Source organism: Burkholderia sp. Leaf177, from assembly GCF_001424345.1.
In the GTDB taxonomy this organism is placed as follows: Bacteria; Pseudomonadota; Gammaproteobacteria; order Burkholderiales; family Burkholderiaceae; genus Caballeronia.
Map to the genome: position 1 here is coordinate 91,447 of NZ_LMPF01000012.1, position 16,791 is coordinate 108,237.

A 16,791-nucleotide genomic window follows, 5' to 3' on the forward strand; every position below is an offset into this window, starting at 1 on the left:
TCGCGCGACCGGAAAACGACTTCCTGCTTGCTTATTTCGTCACGAATACCTCATCAGCTTTGGTGACTGCTTGAGCACGTGGCATCGATGCACAAATCGACAACAGAGCCGAAATCGTCAGGCAACCTGCAACGCAAAGCATGGCCACAATAAAAGCGTGAGCCAGCGATCCAGGGCTCGGAACATTACCTGCGACACCATAGAAAATCCCTCCGATCACCGCGACTCCAAGTGCGGCGCTGATCTGAAGCGCGGAGTTGACAACACCTGCGCTCATGCCTGAACCACCGGGTGGACTTCTATCGATAACCGTGCGCACGAGCGTGGGAAGCGCCCATCCTTGCCCGAATCCGATCAACCATAATGCGCAGACCAGCGGCAAACCCGCAGGACTTTGCCCCGCAGGAGCGGATGCCACCGCCGCGCAAAGGATCAGGGATCCAACGACTTCAAGGGTCATCCCAATCGCTGGAACGAATCGGCCGAAGTACCGGATCGCTAACGGTGTGGTGAGCGGGCCGATAAAGAAGCCAATTCCGCAGGGCACGAATACCAAACCTGCTGTTAGCGGACTTGCGCCGAGTGCCCCTTGAAGGAACACGGAGAACGTGAGAAAGAACGCGGAGAGAACGTAGAAAAAGAGAACGCCGATCAAACCCACGATGAGCCCCGGAGATCGACTCAGCTTCGGGCTGACCAAGGGAGCGCCGCCGCGAGCCTCGAGCGCTGTTTCGTAGCGCCAGAAGGCAACAGCAAAGGCCGGCGAACCGATGAGCATTGCAAAAGCCCACCATGGCCAGCCGGCTTCACGCCCCTCCACGAGCGGTACGACGAGCAGACCAAGGGCCAGCGCACAAAGAACCACGCCGACCTTGTCTAGCGCAGCCGGACGGTCACTACGCGTATCGGACAACAAGGGCAAGCCTCCGGCAAAGACCGCGGCAACGACTGGCAGGTTGATCAGGAAGATCACCCGCCACCCCAAATGAAATATGTTCGCTGCAATGAGCAAGCCCCCGAGTGCTTGCGCCACGATCGCCGAAAGTCCGATCGTGGCACCGTAAAGTCCTAACGCACGCGCCCGTTCTTGCTCCGGGAACAATGCATTGATCGACGCCAACCCTTGAGGGGCCATGGCTGCCGCGCTCAGACCCTGCAAGACCCGTCCGGCGATCAACATCGCAGGCGACATAGAGAGGCCGCATATAAAGGAAGAAACGCCAAAGCAAACGAGCCCTGCAAGAAACACCCGCCGCCTGCCGTAAATGTCCCCTAAGCGTCCCCCTGTGATCAGAAAGACCGCGTATGCAGCGGCATAGCCGGAGATAACGAGTTGCACTTCGGCGGAAGTCGTACCGAGGCTGGTCCGAATGGAAGGCAGCGCCACGTTCACGATGAAAAAGTCCAGCGGAGGGAGGAACGCCCCGGCCAGAAGCACGACGAACGAAAACCATCGACGAGGATCAGGGACGTGGTCGGAACTGATGTTTGCATTCATATTGTTGTCGCCTTAAATTAAGAACCGATTGGTTCCTAAATAAGTAAAAAAATTTAATCGAGCAGTTGCATTGCGCAATCGATTACGGCGGTTACCTCTGCTTTCGTCAAGCCGGTTTTCCCGACCGCGCGCATGCCCTGTACCAGGCATAAAAGAAGCTGCGCAAGGGTTGCGCTATCGACCTTCTGGGTGATCTCGCCGGCATCTTTGCCTCGCTGGATTGCGTCAGCGAAAGCATGCTGGATAGCCGCGAACATACGGCTTGCACGTTGAGCGATCTCTTCGTCGTGAGGAACCATTTCTGTCGCCGTTGCGAGCAACAGGCAGCCACGCTGCCCTGCCATACCAATCGACAATTGCGCGTAGCGAGAAAGGGCTTTGCGAATGACTACTTTCGCATGGCCGCTTTCCCGCAGCGTGGCGGAAAGCCGGTGGGCAGCCGCCGACGTATAGCGGTCCAGCGCGAGCAGAAACAACGCTCTTTTGTCGCCGAACGCTTTGTACAGACTCCCGCGCGACAGCCCGGTTCCGTCGATAAGATCAGGCAGCGACGTGCCGTTATAACCGCGTGACCAGAAAACCTGCATTGCGGCTTCGACTGCTTCGTCGATGTCGAACTCACGGGGACGTCCAACTGCAGCGGAATAATTATCGGAATTCATCAGGCGAATTTGGAACTGGTTAGTCTACAAATAGGATAGCACATACTGATCAGGCGCGACCGCGCATACCTACACCGGGAAAACGACGTCGACAGGCGGAACGCGGTACGCCGCCAGAAGTTGATCGAACGTAACGGGGCGTCCCCATAGAAAGCCTTGTATCTCGTTGCATCCAGCCATGCGCAGGATTTGAAGTTGCTCCTGCGTTTCCACGCCCTCGGCGGTGACGCTAAGATCGAGTTGATGAGCGAGCGAGATTACAGCTTCAACAATAGTCTTCGACGCAATGCTCAGAGCAATTTCATCGACAAAGGATTTGTCCAGCTTCAAGATATGAGGCTGGAATTTGGCGAGGTATCCAAGACTCGAGTACCCGGCTCCGAAATCATCGATTGCAATTCTCACACCCATCGCCTTGATGCGTTCAAGCATGGCTTGCGCGCCGGCGAAATCGTCGACCAGCGCCGATTCGGTTATCTCCAGCGTGAGGTTTCGCGGATCTACGTCGCTCGCCTTGATTGCGTTGGCCAGAGTCGAGATCAGCCGATTATCCGCAAGCTGCTTGCTCGATACGTTGATGGACATCGATGCGTTTGTCAGCCCGCCTTCGTGGAAGCGTTTGAGGTCCACTATCGCCTGATCGATAACCCAGTGCCCCGTCTCTACAATCAACCCGCTCTCTTCAAGCAACGGAATAAATGCGTTTGGAGGAATCAGCCCGGAACTGGGATGCTGCCATCTGATAAGCGCTTCGAAGCCTAATAACGAGCCCGTCGATGCGTCGAACTGCGGCTGATAATGCAGCACAAAACGTTTGAGTTGCACCGCCTCGCGCAACTCGCCTTCAAGAAATGCGCGCGACAATTCTTGCTGCTCGCTTTCTCCGAAAACTTGCGACGTGTTCCGTCCTGCCCGCTTTGCGGAGTACATGGCAAGGTCGGCGCTCGTATAAAGCGACTCGGGTGTATCGCCATGACGGGGGAAGAGCGCGACGCCTATGGAATAAGTAATCGATATTGATCTCTCCCCGACCATGACCGGCAGCGTGCATGCGTCTTTGAGCCGCCCGCACAATTCCGCCACGGCTTGCTCTTCGTGAAGCCCGGGAATGATCACGGTGAATTCATCGCCGCCGGCACGAGCAACCGTAGCTTCGGGCGACAGTACATCGAGAATCCGGCCGGCGACCGCCTGGAGAACCTTGTCTCCAACGGAGTGTCCTGCTATGTCGTTCACCGCCTTGAAGCGATCGACATCCAGAAACACCAGTGCGAAGGGCTGCCCGCCTGCACAGTGCGCCTTGAGCGCCACCGCCATTGCACTCCGGTTTGCAAGTCCGGTGAGGCTATCGAAATGAGCCATTGCGTGCAGTTGCATAAGACGCTCGCGCTCGCTTGTCGCATCGACGCAAACGCTTATAACTCTTTCGACAACGTCGTTCTCAACGACTGGATAGATATCTGCGCGCACCCAGCGCGTCCGTCCTTCCAGCAAGTGAAGGCGAAAATAACTTTGAGTGGGTGCCATTGAAAAAACGGCCTGCTTCATCTTCACCTTTAGATCGACCAGGTCTTCAGGGTTGACGCGGCTAGACCAGATCGTATTGTCCTTCTCGATCTCGGCAAGCGGCATCTCCCACATGCGCTCGAATGCGGAACTCACATGATGAAGATGCCTGAAATCAGGGCTCGCGGACCAGAATACGGCATCCACATGTCCTTCCATGTCTCGCTGAAGTTTGGCCGATGCACTCAGTTCATTGAGAAGCGACGTCTCTGCCGTGATGTCCCGTGATTTGCACAGAACGGCCACGACATCGCGATGTCGACCGAAGACAGGAGCAAACGTGGAGGTCCACCATTTGAACTCGCCGGCAAGCGAGTTGCAGGGACCTGAAAAAGTGACGGACTCGCCAGCCAGTGCCCTTGAAAATGCAGCACGCGCTTCAGGTCCTTCCCAAAAGGATAACCAGTCACGTCCGATGATTACGTCATTGGGTGAGGCACCAAGCAGCACTAGCCCAACTTCGGAGATAAACAGGATTCGGCCTTTTACATCATGCAAAAAAGATTGTGGGCAAGTTGCTGCGAGACCGTCTCCGCTCGCCGTGATGCCCGCAGGCTCCAGAACAAATAGCCGGCAAGCAAACACGCTATAAATAAAATGACGACGCTAGTGGCCGTTGGCACGACGATCCCAATTACGGCCGCAATCAGGCTTGCAGCGACGACCGGAATGTAGACGAGACTTTTCTTGCGGGCGGCGGGATCAATGCATTGCTTAAACTCCGCCAGCAACTCGATTGCGGGGATGTTCGGCATTATTTCTCTCGGTTTTTATTTAAGCCTTTAGTCCGCATCGCCGTGCGGTACTTATCGCTCAAGGCTAAGTCTTTTGGAATACACACTCGATACGATGACGCGATAGCCCACTCTAACCCAGGAAAAGTTTCAGCATTAGGCAGAGCTTTGCGACGTCATCTGAAAAGCCACAGTAAGCGGTTTTTAGTGGTCGTACGCTTTGCAGGGAAAGTAATCGGCGTCAACGCGGCATGCTCCGGTTAAGCGGCGACTTGGCCAGCCTGACGTTTCAGCGGCTTTCTTCGATTTGCGGGAACATACGTCATCCGCATGCAACGCGGGCAGCGGCCACGACGTGTAACGCCGCCCCGTTCTGCTTCCACATCCAGGGAGAACGTCAATGAAAGCTGCATGGTACGAACGCAATGGTCCGGCGCGTGAGGTGCTTACACTCGGTGAACTCGATAATCCTGTTCCCCGCGAGGGCGAAGTCTGTGTGCAGGTCAAGGCGTCCGGCGTCAATCCGTCCGATGTCAAAGGGCGTGCTAATCGTCCGCCTATCGCATCGCGCATCACGCCACACAGCGACGGCGCGGGGGTCATCACAAGCGTGGGACCGGGCGTTCCGGAAAGTCGTATCGGCGAGCGGGTCTGGCTCTGGAATGGTCAATGGAAACGTGCCGCAGGGACGGCCGCGGAGTACATCGCGCTGCCTTCGGAACAAGCGGTCGAGTTGCCGGACACTACGTCTTTCGAAGAGGGCGCGTGCCTGGGCATTCCCGCGCTCACGGCGCTTCGTGCACTCACCATCGACGGCGCCGTGCTTGGTCAAACCGTGCTTGTCACGGGCGGCGCGGGCGCTGTGGGCGCCTACGCGATCCAGTTCGCGCGGCTCCTGGGCGCGGCGCGGGTCATCACCACAATCAGTTCGGATGCAAAGGCGCAGATTGCGAAGGATCTAGGCGCCGACGATGTCATCAATTACCGCAACGAAGATGTCGTTGCCCGCGTGCAAGCGCTGACGGACGGACGCGGCGTGAACCGGATCGTGGAAGTCGATGCCGCCGCAAACGCCGCGCTTTATCCAGCAGCGCTTGCGCGTGATGGCATCGGCGCAATTTATGGGTCGGGCAAGCCACAAGTGCAATTCAATTTCCTGCCGATGATCCAAAGCGGCGCGGCAGTGCGCTTCTTTATTGTCTACGAACTCTCACCCGCGGCGCGCGCCGAGACCGTGAGCGCGCTGAATGGTTATTTACGGGCGGGCACGCTCAAGCACAACGTGGCAGAGCGGTTCCCCATCGAGCGCATTGTCGAGGCGCACGAGGCCGTTGAAAGTGGCCGGCTGACGGGCAATGCCGTCGTCACGTTTTAAGCACGCTCTGCCACTCTTTTATTTTCAACGAGATTGTCTTGCCCTGCGGATCCCGGCAAGATCGATTTCAGCGGTGGCATTATCTTCGGCGCAAAGCCCGCGAAAGCCGTAGAACGGCTATCGCGGTACGTTGCTTTGCAAGGACGCGGCGTTGCGCACCCGGGCGTGACTTATTGCGGCTCGTCGGACCACGTATAAACCGGCAACGCGGGAATCGCCGCTCCCACCTGAAGCGTAATTGCCCGATGCGAGGTCAGCTCAATGTCGCCCAACGGTCCCATGTAACGCCTGACGTCGCCGTTATCGTTGATATACGCGACCACTGCACCCTGCACGCCGGCAACGTTCGTCAGCGTCAACGGCTCGCCCCATAGGTCGAAGAACTTGCCGAGCGTAAAGTCTTTCACGTTCGGTGTTTCCATATGCACGATGCCGGTATTGTCGTGGGTATGGGTCTCGTAGTTGCAGGTTGCCGGGATGCCGATGTGCGACGGCAACGCGAGCATTTGCCCGTCTTTGTAAATGGCGATATGCGCGTGCACATGATACGTTTCGACCATTCCCGCGGCGCAAACCACGCCATCGATTGTTTGCCCCGTCGTCCCGCCGGTCGCGGTGTCGCCGTCCGGCCAGAAACGATTTCCTACCGTACCGCCGTACGCGAGCGTGATGGGCGTTGTATCGAATGGCGGCGGATCGCTCCAGGCGTAGGTTGGAATCTGCGAAAGCGTCGAGCCCAGTACGATCGTGACTTCGCGGTTGGGCGCAAGCGCCAGATCGGACAGATTGCCGACGTATTGAGTAAGCGTGCCGCCGTCGTTTATGTATGCGGTGACGGAATTCGACGTGAGTCCGGCGACGTTAGCATTAGTGAGCGTCTGTCCCCAGACGCCAAAAAATTGCCCGAGCGTGTAAGGCGAAGCCGGGTTTGCGGCCATCCGTATTTTCCCGGTGTTATCGACCGTATGAACGGGGTACACGCAGCCCGTTTGCAACGCGAGTGTCGGTTCGACAGTTCCAATACTTGCGGGCAGGGTCAGCAGTTTGCCGTCCTGGTAAATCGACAAATGTGCATAGCTGTAGGCATTACCTGCAACCGCGCATGACAGTCCCGCGATGGGCTGACCCGTGCCGCCTGTGCTGGTGGAGCCGGCCGGCCACTGTTGTGCGCCTAATGCGGTGCCATCGGCAATTGCAACCTTGGCTGCGAGCACCGGACTTGGATTTGTATCGGACGGATTGCTCGCGGACGTTGGCGCACTCGCCGCTACTGGACTGCTTGCCGTAACGGGAGCGCTTGCAGGCGACGCGTCGCTTGCGGGTGCAGTGCTGGATGTTTGAGGAGCCGCAGCACCGTTGTTGCTGGAGCCACCACCTCCGCATGCGCTTAAGAAGAGCGCGCCAATGACAACAGCGCGCGGAGTGGGTAACATGTTTTTCATGGCAATGTATATAAGGGAATCACAGGACTAAAACGAATCCAGCCTCTGCTGAGAATCAGCGCATAAATACGGCGTATTGCGCCAAATAAACAGGAATGTCCGATTTCGCTTAGGTATATTGAATAGTTTTTATACGGCTGGATTGCCCGAATGTTTTGCGCATTAATGGCGTTCCAATATTGATGGAGCAAGCTACGGTCCCACCCTGATTGCCGTTACCACGCAAAGGGCTACTTAGTTAAGCATTCGGGTAGTGCCTGACTGGATGACAAACACAATCGAAAATTGCTAGCGTCAGATATTGCCGGCCTTGCCGTATGCAACGCTTTCGGTCTTCAGCCACGTACAAAGCGCCTGAAGTGCTTTATCCGATCGGCCGCGCGCCGTACAAAAAGCAAAGACGGCGCCGCTTGGTTTGAAACCAAGTGGAGCAATTAATCTCTTCTGCGATAACTCGCGCTCAGCGAGCAACGCAGGAGCGATGGCAACGCCGAGGCCGGCGGCCGCGGCCTCCAGAAGCAAGGTCAAATGATCGAACTGACGGCCGCCTGCAAACAATGCAGGTTCAACGCCGTTGCGAGCGGCCCAATTTGCCCATGCATCCGGGCGCGAGCTTGTGTGCAGGAGCGGTTGACTCGTCAGGTCCATGGGTGTCGCAATGTCATGAGGCCAGTCCGGCGCGCACACGGGACCAACGCTCTCTTCGAACAGGCTCACTGCCTCGACATCGGTTGGCCAGTTCCGGTCGCTGACGATCAGGCAATCGACAACATGCCGCTGCAGGTCGTCTATCGTCGTACTCGTCTGCAAGCGGACGCGGATGTTCGCATGAGCCGTCTCGAACTGGTCGAGCCGCGGGATAAGCCAGTTCGAGAGGAAACTCCCGGGCGCGCCCAACACAATCTCGGCGATGGGCGACTGGTCCGCAATCTCCGCGCAACGAGTTTCCAGCAACGCGAAACTATGGTCGGCCGCCTGCTGCAGGCTTTGTCCTTCAGCAGTCAAGCGCACGCCGCTCGCGTGTCGCACGAACAATGATTTGCCTAGCCATTGCTCCAGTTGGCGAACCTGGTGACTCACAGCACTGTGAGTCACGTGCAATTCCTGCGCGGCCGCCGAGATGCTTAGCTGTCTGGCGACGGCGTCAAAGGCGCGAAGGGCGTTGAGTGGGGGAAGTCGGCGCATTCGATTAAGACGTCGATTTAATTCACATCGTCATGCATAAATTTGTCGCTACCGGGAGAACGCGGGGGAACGTAAAGTATGCCGCACGAACGAACTGTTGACCTATGCGTTGCGGATGACGGTTCGGTAGCGGTCAAACCCACAGTACGCTTAGCGAAAAATAAAGACATGAACGATAAAGACATTCCACTTGCAAATGGCAGGGTTCTCTATCAAACCCTGTTGACCGACGAAGAGTACACCGTCTCGAAGACCACTGTGCGGGCTGGCGGCGAAACGCAATGGCACTTCCACACACATGTTAGGGACCGCTTTATCGTGGTCCAGGGAATTCTAACCGTCGAAACAAAAGTAGGCGCGCTGATCCGCAGAATCCAGGTCAGCGATCATCATGCGGTCGAACCAGGGGTTGTTCATCACGTACGGAACGAGACCGCTGACGACGTGATTTACATCATGATTCAGTCGGGAGGCGCACGCGACATCGTGCTGACTGAAACAGAAAGCACGGCTTGACGATAGAGGAAGGCGACGCGCGCCGATTGTCCTTGAAGTTTAAGAAGGCGCAATGCAAAAGTGGGGTCTGCCCGCGAAAGACGGACGCCCCACCTTCCCGATCAACGATCCGCAGATGTGAAGTCTTGGAAGGCGGCGGGTCGAGTCTCAAACGCCGCACATAGTACGAATCACGTGCTCCAGATCCACGGCCGCTGGACACGGTCGTTGTCTTCCCAACGCGCAATGTCAGCGGCGCTTTTCATGGTGCGGGCAATTTCGTCGAGACCATCGAGCAGCGCTTCTCGCCTGACTGGTTCAATATCGAAATGGAAAGTGAGCGAGCCCGAGTGCACCGTCTGCTTCACAAGATCGACTTCGACATCCTGACCCAGCGCTGCAATATCGCTTGCGGACAAACGGATAGGCAACAACCCATTCTGAAAGCAGTTGTTGTAGAAGATATCGCCGAAGCTTTCCGCAATCACACAGCGAATGCCCGCTGCAATAAGAGCCCAAACCGCGCCCTCGCGCGAAGAACCGCAGCCGAAGTTTTCTCCAGCCAGCACGATCGGGGCATCGCGAAACGGCGGCTCGTTCAGCACGCAGGCGGGATCTTCACTGCCATCGGGCCGAAAGCGCAGCGCCTCGAACGCATAAGGACCGAGATCCTGCCGGGCGTTTTGCGTGAGACGTTCTATACGGATGATCGTGTCCGTATCCACATTCGATTTCAACAGCGGGGCCGCAACGCCGCTAAGCGTAGTGAACTTATCCATGATGGTGCTTCCGCGCGTCGGTAATCACGCCGGTGATGGCGGCAGCCGCAGCGCTCTGCGGACTCGCGAGATGCGTCCGCGCGCCCGGGCCCTGACGGCCGACGAAGTTGCGGTTGGTCGTGGAAATGGAACGCGCCCCCGGCGGCACGATCTCGCCGTTGGCCGCCACGCACATGCTGCATCCCGGCTCGCGCCATTCGAAACCAGCGGCAGTAAAAATACGGTCGAGCCCTTCTGCTTCGGCGTCGCGCTTGACCGTCTCGGACCCCGGCACGACCCAGGCGTGCACGCCCTCTGCAACGTGTTGCCCGCGAATCACCGCTGCCGCGCTGCGCAGATCCGACAACCGCGAATTTGTGCACGAGCCGATAAACACCCAGTCCACTGGCGTGCCCTCCAGCTTTTGTCCTGCAGCGAGTCCCATGTAATCGAGTGCGTCACGCCACGCTGCACGGTGCTTGTCGTCGGGAGCGCACGCGGGATCGGGCGCGGCGCCATCGATGGCGATCACATGCTCGGGGCTCGTGCCCCAGGTGATCATCGGCTTGATGACACTCGTGTCAATGTGCACTTCGGAATCGAAAACGGCGCCGGAGTCTGATGGCAGCGTGCGCCAGTGCTCCACTGCCAGATCGAACAACGCGTCGCGCGGTGCCCTCTCACGCCCTTCGAGATACGCGTATGTGCTGTCGTCCGGCGCAATCATTCCGACCTTCGCACCGAGCTCGATGGAAAGATTGCACAGCGTGAGACGCGCTTCAATATCGAGTGCACGCACTGTGGAACCGGCGTACTCGACGGCATACCCGGTTCCCGCTTTTGCTCCGAGTTTGCCGATCAGATAAAGCACCAGGTCTTTGGCCGTGACACCTTCTTGCAGCGGACCATCGAAGGTCACGCGCAACGTTTTTGGTTTCTGCTGCCAGAGTGTTTGTGTCGCAAGGGCATGCACCAGCTCGGACGCACCAATGCCAAACGCCAGCGCACCCAGCGCGCCATTCGTGCATGTATGGCTGTCCCCGCAGACCAGCGTGCTGCCGGGCAGGACAATCCCCAGTTCCGGTCCCATTACGTGAACGATGCCGTGTCCAATCTCGCCGGTATCGTAGAAACGAATCCCTTGAGTGGATGAACGCGCCTTCAGCCCAGCCCATAACTTTGCGCCGCCGGGATAGGTTTCGCCTGTTCTACCAGGCGCGCTCGATACCGCGTGGTCCGGCGTGGAGAAGGAAAGCTCAGGATGCCGAACCGATAATCCGCGTTGCTCCAGCGCCGTCAGTGCGTTGTTGCCGGACAAATCGTGCAGCAACATCCGGTCGATATGAAGCAGCGTCCACGCATCGTCTTTGACTGTGATTGCGTGCGCGTCCCAGACTTTATCGAATAGTGTTTTGGCCGCGGCGGGCTTATTGAGGCTTTCAATTTCATTCATTGACTTCCCTTCATCGGATCTTCATTGGGTGCGAATACGACGCGCAACTTAGGCATTCTCCTATCCGATTGCGGTGCGGGGGAATCGCGGGTAATCCCTGCCTCCAACATGCTTGCGGCGCAAAGACAGGTCCCATAAACTCCGAATAGACAGAATGTCTGTTTTTAACGCGACAAGCCAGCGGCGCGACTGGTCACCAGGTCGGAATCGTCAGGACATCACATGGAGAAGACATGAGCCTTAGGTACAAGCTGCTGATGCTGACGTGGCTGCTGCAATTCGTGAATTACCTCGACCGGGTCAGCATCTCGGTAGCTGCGCCTTCGATGATGAAAGCCTTGCATCTCGACGCCGCCCAGCTAGGCATAATCTTCGCCGCGTTTGCCCTTGGCTACGCCTTGATGCAGTTGCCAGGCGGCATGCTGTCTGACCGCTTCGGCACGAAAGCCCTGCTGGTCGTCGCGCCGCTTCTGTTCTCCCTTTTCACCGGATTGACCGGCCTGGTTTCGACTGTCGGTGCCATGGTGGTGGTGCGCTTTTGCTTCGGGTTATCGGAAGGATCGTGCAATGCAGCGGTGTACAAGCTGGTCGCCGACAACTTCAGTTCGAAGGACGCTGCACGTGCGCACAGCGTGTGGCTGAGCGCGCTGGCAATCGGTCCTGCGGTCGTCGCGCCGGTTGTCGTGTGGCTGCTCGTGCGCGGCCCGTGGCAGCACGTATTTTTCTTCTTCGCGATCCCTGGTGTGATCGTCTCGATCCTGATCTATGCGTTGATTCCGCCGCAAGTCGCCGGGGCCAGATCGTCGCTTGCGGAACGTGCCGAGCGTCGCGCGCACTGGAAAACATTCATCAGACTGAAGAGCACGTGGCTGCTGTTCTTCGGGTACATGACGTTCAGCATTGGATATTGGGGTTTCCTGGGCTGGGTGCCGAGCTATCTTTCGGCGCAACGGCATATCGACTTGAAGGCGCTTGGCTTCGCGGCATCGATTCCCTATTTGTTCGGCTTTCTCGGCCTGATAGTGTTTGGCACGCTGGGTAGCGGCTCGCTGCATCGCAAGCGTCCGGTCATGCTCGCGCTGGGTTATACCGGCACCGCGATCGCGCTGTACTTCACTTTCACCGCCGATGACCCCGCAATGTGCATCGCCGGTCTTTCAGCCGCCGCCTTTCTGCTCTACGGCAGCCTTTCGCCGTACGCCGGCCTGGTCGCGCATCTCGCGCCAGAAGGCGCACGCGGTGGCTATGCAGGGTTCATCAACACAGGTGGACAGATTGGCGGGCTGACCGCGCCGCTGGTGGTGGGCGCGATCGTCAAGACCAGCGGGTCGTACAACGGTGGATTTATCTTCATGATCAGCGCGTTGCTGATTGGTGCGGTGTGCTTTGCATTCCTCCAGACGCAGATCTCGCGGCGCGCAGCACCGCTCGTGAACGCGCAACAGGCGTAGCGCGTCAGCGCATGACATCGCTCGGAGCAAACGGCGGTTCGAACATTGAAGGGTCGCCGCCGAGCGCAGTCGTCAGCTCGGCGCCGGCCCGCATCACGAACGGCAGATAGAGTTTGAATTCCTTTTTGTCGAACCGGTAACGCGGAATGCCAAGCGATATTGCGCAGATCAATTTCTGCCCTACGCCAAACACGGGCACCGCAATAGCAGCGCTCTCGGCGTCGCGTTCACCTAAAGAGACTGCGTAGCCAGCGTCACGAACTTTCTTGAGCGTTGCGCCTTTGTCGCCCGCGAACGCCAGCAAGATCTTTCCGGCGGCGCCCTTTTCGAGCGTGAGACGCTCACCTTCGCGAACATGCATACGTACCGAGCGTTGCCATTCCAGCCGATAAAGACACAAGCGCACATCGTCTTCCCTGACGTAGACAGCCGCCGTCTCGCCCGTCTGCTTGACCAGTTCCCGCAGAACCGGCAAGGCGTAATCCTGCAGACGGAACGAGCCCTGATAGATCATGCCTAGATGAAACAGCGTGGGACCAAGCATGTAGCGGCCATCGGCGAGACGCTTGAGATAGCCAAAGCTTTCCAGCGACTCGCACAAGCGCAGGATCGTGCTGTGATAAAGACCCGTTGCCGTAGTGAGGTCGGCGAGCGTCATGCCGTCGACGCTGTCTTCAAACGCCTTGAGGATGCTCAGCGCCCTGTTCACGGCTGCTACGCCTGTATCGGCTGGATTTGCCATGTTGTATTGCCAATGATTTCGTTCGTCGATGTGATGCGGGGTCAGCATCTGGCCCCGCGCGCGGCCTAAAAATAAAGCAATTCAGGGCGCGCCGCAAGACATAGTCGTTTCCGCAAATAGACATGATGTCTATTTTTGTGTAACCTGATTTCAGTGTATCAACAGGCACCGTTCGGGAATCTCATGGCCAAGCTGCACAAGAAGGAATTCGCACTCAATGCAAACGGTCCGCTGCAGGGCTTGAAAGTCGTGGATTTATCCCGTCTGGTCGCAGGCAACATGCTGACGTTGCAGCTTGCCGATTTCGGCGCGGATGTCGTCAAGGTCGAGCCCATTGCAGGCGATACCTTGCGCGCGTTCAAGACCGACGGTTACGAAATTTTCTGGAAGACGTATGCGCGTAACAAGAAGAGCGTGTGCGTCGATTTTCGTCGCAAGGAAGCGATCGAACTCATCGCGAACATGATCGACGATGCCGACGTGCTCGTCGAAAGTTTCCGGCCAGGCACGCTCGAAGAAATGGGCCTGGCGCCTGCAACACTCCACGAACGCAATCCGCGCCTGATCATCGCGCGAATTTCGGGTTGGGGACAAACCGGCATCTTCCGGAACAAGCCTGGCTTCGGCACCTTGGTTGAAGGGTATTCCGGCTTCGCGTCAATGAACGGATTCGCCGATCGCGAACCGGTCCTGCCGCCCATGTTCCTCGGCGACATGACAACCGGCATCTATGGCGCCAACGCCGTGATGATGGCGCTCTGGCATACACGCGTGCATGGCGGTTGCGGGCAAGTGCTGGACATCTCGCTCTTCGAACCCACGCTCTCGATCCTCGGACCGCAAGTCGCGAATTTCAAGCTCAACGGCCGCATCAAGCCGCGTACCGGCAGCCGTTCGGGCACGACTGCGCCACGCAATACCTACAAGACATCGGACGGCAAATGGCTGTGCGTCTCGACTTCGACACAGTCGATGGCGCAGCGGCTGTTCGCGACCATCGGCAAGCCCGAGCTGACCGATGACGTGCGCTATGCGACCAACGCCGCGCGCGTCGCTCACGTTGAAGAGATCGACCGCATTGTGGGCAGCTTCATTGGTGAGCGCACGCTGGTCGAGAATCGCGCGTTGTTCGATGCCGCCGATGTCACCGTCGGACCCGTTTTCGACGCTGCGGATCTGCTCGACGACCACTACGTGTGCGAGCGCGAAAGCATCGTGGAAGTCGACGATCACGAAGTCGGCCAGTTGCCCATGCACAACGTCGTGCCGCGCTTGTCCGCCACGCCCGGCGGCTTCCGCTTTCCCGCGCCGCTCAAGGGCGAGCACAGCAGCGAGATCCTCAGCCCCCTTCTCGGCGATGCCGCTTACCGGAAGCTCGTTACCGACGGTGTCATCGTGCAAACCGATCGCGAGCATGCGGTCGCGCCCGTCGCCTGAATCAATTGCCAACTGGAGACAGTGAATGAGTACTATCGACGCAGCAATCGACTGCCCCGCAGTCTGGAAAGGTCCGGATCTCGACTGGACCAAAGAGGGTTTGCACCTGCTCAATGCCACCGAGCTTGCCGAGATCGACCACGCGTTGCGTCATCTGCAATCGCTTGGAGAAGTCGACTTTCCGGACATCACGCCTGAGACGTTCCCACTGGATTCCGTTGGTCAGCTGATGCGCGACCTGCCGCACTTTCTCGCCAATGGACGCGGCTTCCTGATGCTGCGCGGCCTTCCGCGCGACAAATATTCCGATGACGACATGGCGCAGATTTACGTTGGCCTCGGCTCGTACATCAGCCGCCCCGTCACGCAGTCTTATCTTGGCGACTTGCTCGGCCACGTGATGGACGTCAGCGACTACGAACCGAAATCACGCGGATATCGCAAAGGCGGCGGTCAGTTGATGCACACCGACTCGTGCGACATCATTGGCCTCATGTGCCTGCGCACCGCGATCTCCGGCGGCGAAAGCCGCATATCTAGTGCAGTCGCCGTGCACAACCATATGCTTGAGCACCGCCCGGATCTGCTCGAGGTCCTGCGCGAAGGACTGTTCCTCAAGCGCACCGATGAAGACGGCCGCCGTGCCACGCGCACGTTCAGTGAATTCAAGGTGCCGTTTTTCACGGGCGAAGGTCCGCAGACCATCTGCTATTTGCCGACCGGATATGCACGCCTCGCCGAAAAAAGCGGTGAACGTCCCTATTCGGCGCTCGAGTCGGAGGCGCTGTATCAAGTGCGCAAGATCTCGGCATCGCCGGAGTTTTATCTCGACATGGGCTTTCGCGATGGCGACATCCAGTTCCTCAACAATCGTGTGATGGTGCATGGCCGCACCGACTATCAGGACGCGAAGGCGCTCGAGGACCGCCGGCACCTGATGCGTCTTTGGCTGACCGCATCTTCATGGCCCGCAATGCCCGACTCGCAGGTTTTCCACAAGCCGGAAGATTTGCGCTTGTGGTCGCAATATAGAAAGCCGTTCAGCGAAATGCCTTCGCACCATAACCGCTTGCTGCTCGAAGGCAATGCGGGCCGAATGGTCGACTGACGTGAGCCAGCCACCGATGAGAAGCAAGCTCTTCGTTCCGGGCTCGCGTCCGGAACTGTTCCAGAAAGCCTTCGCCAGCGACGCGGATGCAATTTCCATCGACCTGGAGGATGCAGTTCCTGAATCAATGAAAGCGCATGCACGCAGCGAGGTGGCCCGCTTTCTTCAGAATCTCGACCGGGAACATGGCAAGACGATCGTGATTCGAATCAACCCGCTGGGTTCGGCGCATTTCAATGCGGATCTCGATGCACTCATCGGCCTCGACTTCAACGTCATCAATTTGCCGAAAGCCGAATCGGCCGACGATATCGCCATGCTGGCCGAAGCAATCGGCGAACTGGAGAAACAGCGTGCTCACAGCCGGCCGCTGAAGATTCTGGCGAATATAGAGTCATCACGCGGCTTGCGTTTCGCCGGCGATATTGCTGCGGCGAACGCGCGCGTGATGGGACTGCAGATAGGGTACGCTGACTTGTTCGAACCCCTAAACATCGGACGAAGACATGCGGGTGCGCTCGAACATGTGCAGCTTGCCGTTCGGTTCGCGGCGGGAGAAGCCGGCGTTGCTGCGTATGACGGCGCGTTTCCGGATATCGCCGATAAAACAGGCTTCCGCGAAGAAGCCTTGCGTGCCAAAGCCATTGGATTTGCCGGCAAGAGCTGTATTCATCCGACGCAGATTGCGCCCGCCAACGAGGCTTTCATGCCGAGCGGCACTGAAATTGCGTTCTCTCGCAAGGTCGTTGAAGCGTGGCGGGAAGCAGGTGCGGTGGGTCGAGGCGCAATCGTAGTCGATGGCATCATGATAGATGCCCCGTATGCCGCGAAAGCCGAAGCCGTCTTGCAGCAAGCGCAGCGCCTAGCGGTCTGATTTCAAATCGA

General features: G+C 58.1%; 16 protein-coding genes and 1 pseudogene. 7 read left to right on the top strand and 10 right to left on the bottom strand.

The annotated features are described in order from the left end of the window. Positions 1-31 precede the first annotated feature (31 nt). The 5 genes and pseudogenes from ASG35_RS11295 to ASG35_RS11310 all read right to left on the bottom strand — a co-directional run bounded on the left by ASG35_RS11295 (position 32) and on the right by ASG35_RS11310 (position 4,481). Positions 32-1,498, bottom strand: a complete 1,467-nt coding sequence (locus ASG35_RS11295; protein ID WP_056356589.1) for an MFS transporter — start codon at positions 1,496-1,498, stop codon at positions 32-34. Positions 1,499-1,551: 53 nt separating this feature from the next. After that, complete coding sequence (locus ASG35_RS11300; RefSeq protein WP_056356591.1) at positions 1,552-2,160, bottom strand: TetR/AcrR family transcriptional regulator; 609 nt, start codon at positions 2,158-2,160, stop codon at positions 1,552-1,554. Positions 2,161-2,229: 69 nt separating this feature from the next. Then, positions 2,230-3,972 carry a GGDEF domain-containing phosphodiesterase gene (locus ASG35_RS11305; protein WP_056356593.1) on the bottom strand — a complete coding sequence of 581 codons (1,743 nt, stop codon included), beginning with the start codon at positions 3,970-3,972 and terminating at the stop codon, positions 2,230-2,232. A 21-nt stretch (positions 3,973-3,993) separates the two neighbouring features. Beyond that, positions 3,994-4,311, bottom strand: a pseudogene (locus ASG35_RS32620) (PAS domain-containing protein); the annotation flags it as partial. Continuing rightward, positions 4,212-4,481, bottom strand: coding sequence for a hypothetical protein (locus tag ASG35_RS11310; protein WP_056356595.1), 270 nt, complete (start codon positions 4,479-4,481; stop codon positions 4,212-4,214). The pseudogene ASG35_RS32620 and the gene ASG35_RS11310, both read right to left, overlap by 100 nt. A gap of 379 nt (positions 4,482-4,860) precedes the next feature. Here ASG35_RS11310 and ASG35_RS11315 point away from each other — a divergent pair, with 379 nt between their 5' ends. Beyond that, complete coding sequence (locus ASG35_RS11315; protein WP_056356598.1) at positions 4,861-5,835, top strand: NADPH:quinone reductase; 975 nt, start codon at positions 4,861-4,863, stop codon at positions 5,833-5,835. Between the two features lie 170 nt (positions 5,836-6,005). Here the strand turns inward: ASG35_RS11315 and ASG35_RS11320 are convergent, their stop codons facing one another. Then, positions 6,006-7,049, bottom strand: coding sequence for a hypothetical protein (locus ASG35_RS11320; protein ID WP_327019645.1), 1,044 nt, complete (start codon positions 7,047-7,049; stop codon positions 6,006-6,008). Between ASG35_RS11320 and ASG35_RS32515 the strand changes: the two genes are divergently transcribed. Further along, positions 7,036-7,176, top strand: a complete 141-nt coding sequence (locus ASG35_RS32515) for a hypothetical protein (protein WP_156393107.1) — start codon at positions 7,036-7,038, stop codon at positions 7,174-7,176. The two genes, ASG35_RS11320 and ASG35_RS32515, sit on opposite strands and share 14 nt — an antisense overlap. 395 nt (positions 7,177-7,571) lie before the next feature. On the opposite strand, the gene ASG35_RS11325 is transcribed toward ASG35_RS32515, so the two are convergent. Further along, a complete protein-coding gene (locus tag ASG35_RS11325) occupies positions 7,572-8,462 on the bottom strand; it encodes a LysR substrate-binding domain-containing protein (RefSeq protein ID WP_056356600.1) in 891 nt (296 codons plus the stop codon). 168 nt (positions 8,463-8,630) lie between these two features. Here ASG35_RS11325 and ASG35_RS11330 point away from each other — a divergent pair, with 168 nt between their 5' ends. After that, positions 8,631-8,978, top strand: a complete 348-nt coding sequence (locus tag ASG35_RS11330) for a cupin domain-containing protein (RefSeq protein WP_056357420.1) — start codon at positions 8,631-8,633, stop codon at positions 8,976-8,978. 170 nt (positions 8,979-9,148) lie between these two features. Here ASG35_RS11330 and leuD read toward each other — a convergent pair whose 3' ends face one another. Beyond that, positions 9,149-9,736 carry a 3-isopropylmalate dehydratase small subunit gene (gene leuD / locus ASG35_RS11335; protein WP_056356602.1) on the bottom strand — a complete coding sequence of 196 codons (588 nt, stop codon included), beginning with the start codon at positions 9,734-9,736 and terminating at the stop codon, positions 9,149-9,151. Then, positions 9,729-11,168 (bottom strand): 3-isopropylmalate dehydratase large subunit, encoded by a 1,440-nt coding sequence (leuC, locus tag ASG35_RS11340; protein WP_056356604.1) that lies wholly within the window; start codon positions 11,166-11,168, stop codon positions 9,729-9,731. The genes leuD and leuC overlap by 8 nt, the downstream gene beginning before the upstream one ends. A 233-nt stretch (positions 11,169-11,401) precedes the next feature. Between leuC and ASG35_RS11345 the strand changes: the two genes are divergently transcribed. After that, positions 11,402-12,619, top strand: a complete 1,218-nt coding sequence (locus ASG35_RS11345) for an MFS transporter (protein ID WP_056356606.1) — start codon at positions 11,402-11,404, stop codon at positions 12,617-12,619. A 4-nt stretch (positions 12,620-12,623) separates the two neighbouring features. Here the strand turns inward: ASG35_RS11345 and ASG35_RS11350 are convergent, their stop codons facing one another. Next, positions 12,624-13,361 (bottom strand): IclR family transcriptional regulator, encoded by a 738-nt coding sequence (locus tag ASG35_RS11350; RefSeq protein WP_056357423.1) that lies wholly within the window; start codon positions 13,359-13,361, stop codon positions 12,624-12,626. Positions 13,362-13,544: 183 nt separating this feature from the next. On the opposite strand from ASG35_RS11350, the gene ASG35_RS11355 reads away from it, so the two are divergent. The 3 genes from ASG35_RS11355 to ASG35_RS11365 are packed head-to-tail and all read left to right on the top strand — an operon-like array spanning position 13,545 to position 16,780. Then, complete coding sequence (locus ASG35_RS11355) at positions 13,545-14,798, top strand: CaiB/BaiF CoA transferase family protein (RefSeq protein WP_056356609.1); 1,254 nt, start codon at positions 13,545-13,547, stop codon at positions 14,796-14,798. A gap of 25 nt (positions 14,799-14,823) precedes the next feature. Then, positions 14,824-15,906: a TauD/TfdA family dioxygenase gene (locus ASG35_RS11360; protein ID WP_056356611.1), complete on the top strand. Its 1,083-nt coding sequence runs from the start codon at positions 14,824-14,826 to the stop codon at positions 15,904-15,906. Positions 15,907-15,922: 16 nt separating this feature from the next. Continuing rightward, entirely contained in the window at positions 15,923-16,780 is an 858-nt protein-coding gene (locus tag ASG35_RS11365) for an HpcH/HpaI aldolase/citrate lyase family protein (protein ID WP_056357426.1), read from the top strand. Positions 16,781-16,791 lie beyond the last annotated feature (11 nt).

Bases quoted from the DNA above. Each gene is read 5' to 3' on its own strand.
- ASG35_RS11330 (WP_056357420.1), top strand. From the start codon at position 8,631: ATGAACGATAAAGACATTCCACTTGCAAATGGCAGGGTTCTCTATCAA.
- ASG35_RS11350 (WP_056357423.1), bottom strand. From the start codon at position 13,361: ATGGCAAATCCAGCCGATACAGGCGTAGCAGCCGTGAACAGGGCGCTG.
- ASG35_RS11295 (WP_056356589.1), bottom strand. From the start codon at position 1,498: ATGAATGCAAACATCAGTTCCGACCACGTCCCTGATCCTCGTCGATGG.
- ASG35_RS11310 (WP_056356595.1), bottom strand. From the start codon at position 4,481: ATGCCGAACATCCCCGCAATCGAGTTGCTGGCGGAGTTTAAGCAATGC.
- ASG35_RS11300 (WP_056356591.1), bottom strand. From the start codon at position 2,160: ATGAATTCCGATAATTATTCCGCTGCAGTTGGACGTCCCCGTGAGTTC.
- ASG35_RS11365 (WP_056357426.1), top strand. From the start codon at position 15,923: ATGAGAAGCAAGCTCTTCGTTCCGGGCTCGCGTCCGGAACTGTTCCAG.
- ASG35_RS11315 (WP_056356598.1), top strand. From the start codon at position 4,861: ATGAAAGCTGCATGGTACGAACGCAATGGTCCGGCGCGTGAGGTGCTT.
- leuD (WP_056356602.1), bottom strand. From the start codon at position 9,736: ATGGATAAGTTCACTACGCTTAGCGGCGTTGCGGCCCCGCTGTTGAAA.
- ASG35_RS11355 (WP_056356609.1), top strand. From the start codon at position 13,545: ATGGCCAAGCTGCACAAGAAGGAATTCGCACTCAATGCAAACGGTCCG.
- ASG35_RS11345 (WP_056356606.1), top strand. From the start codon at position 11,402: ATGAGCCTTAGGTACAAGCTGCTGATGCTGACGTGGCTGCTGCAATTC.
- leuC (WP_056356604.1), bottom strand. From the start codon at position 11,168: ATGAATGAAATTGAAAGCCTCAATAAGCCCGCCGCGGCCAAAACACTA.
- ASG35_RS11325 (WP_056356600.1), bottom strand. From the start codon at position 8,462: ATGCGCCGACTTCCCCCACTCAACGCCCTTCGCGCCTTTGACGCCGTC.
- ASG35_RS11360 (WP_056356611.1), top strand. From the start codon at position 14,824: ATGAGTACTATCGACGCAGCAATCGACTGCCCCGCAGTCTGGAAAGGT.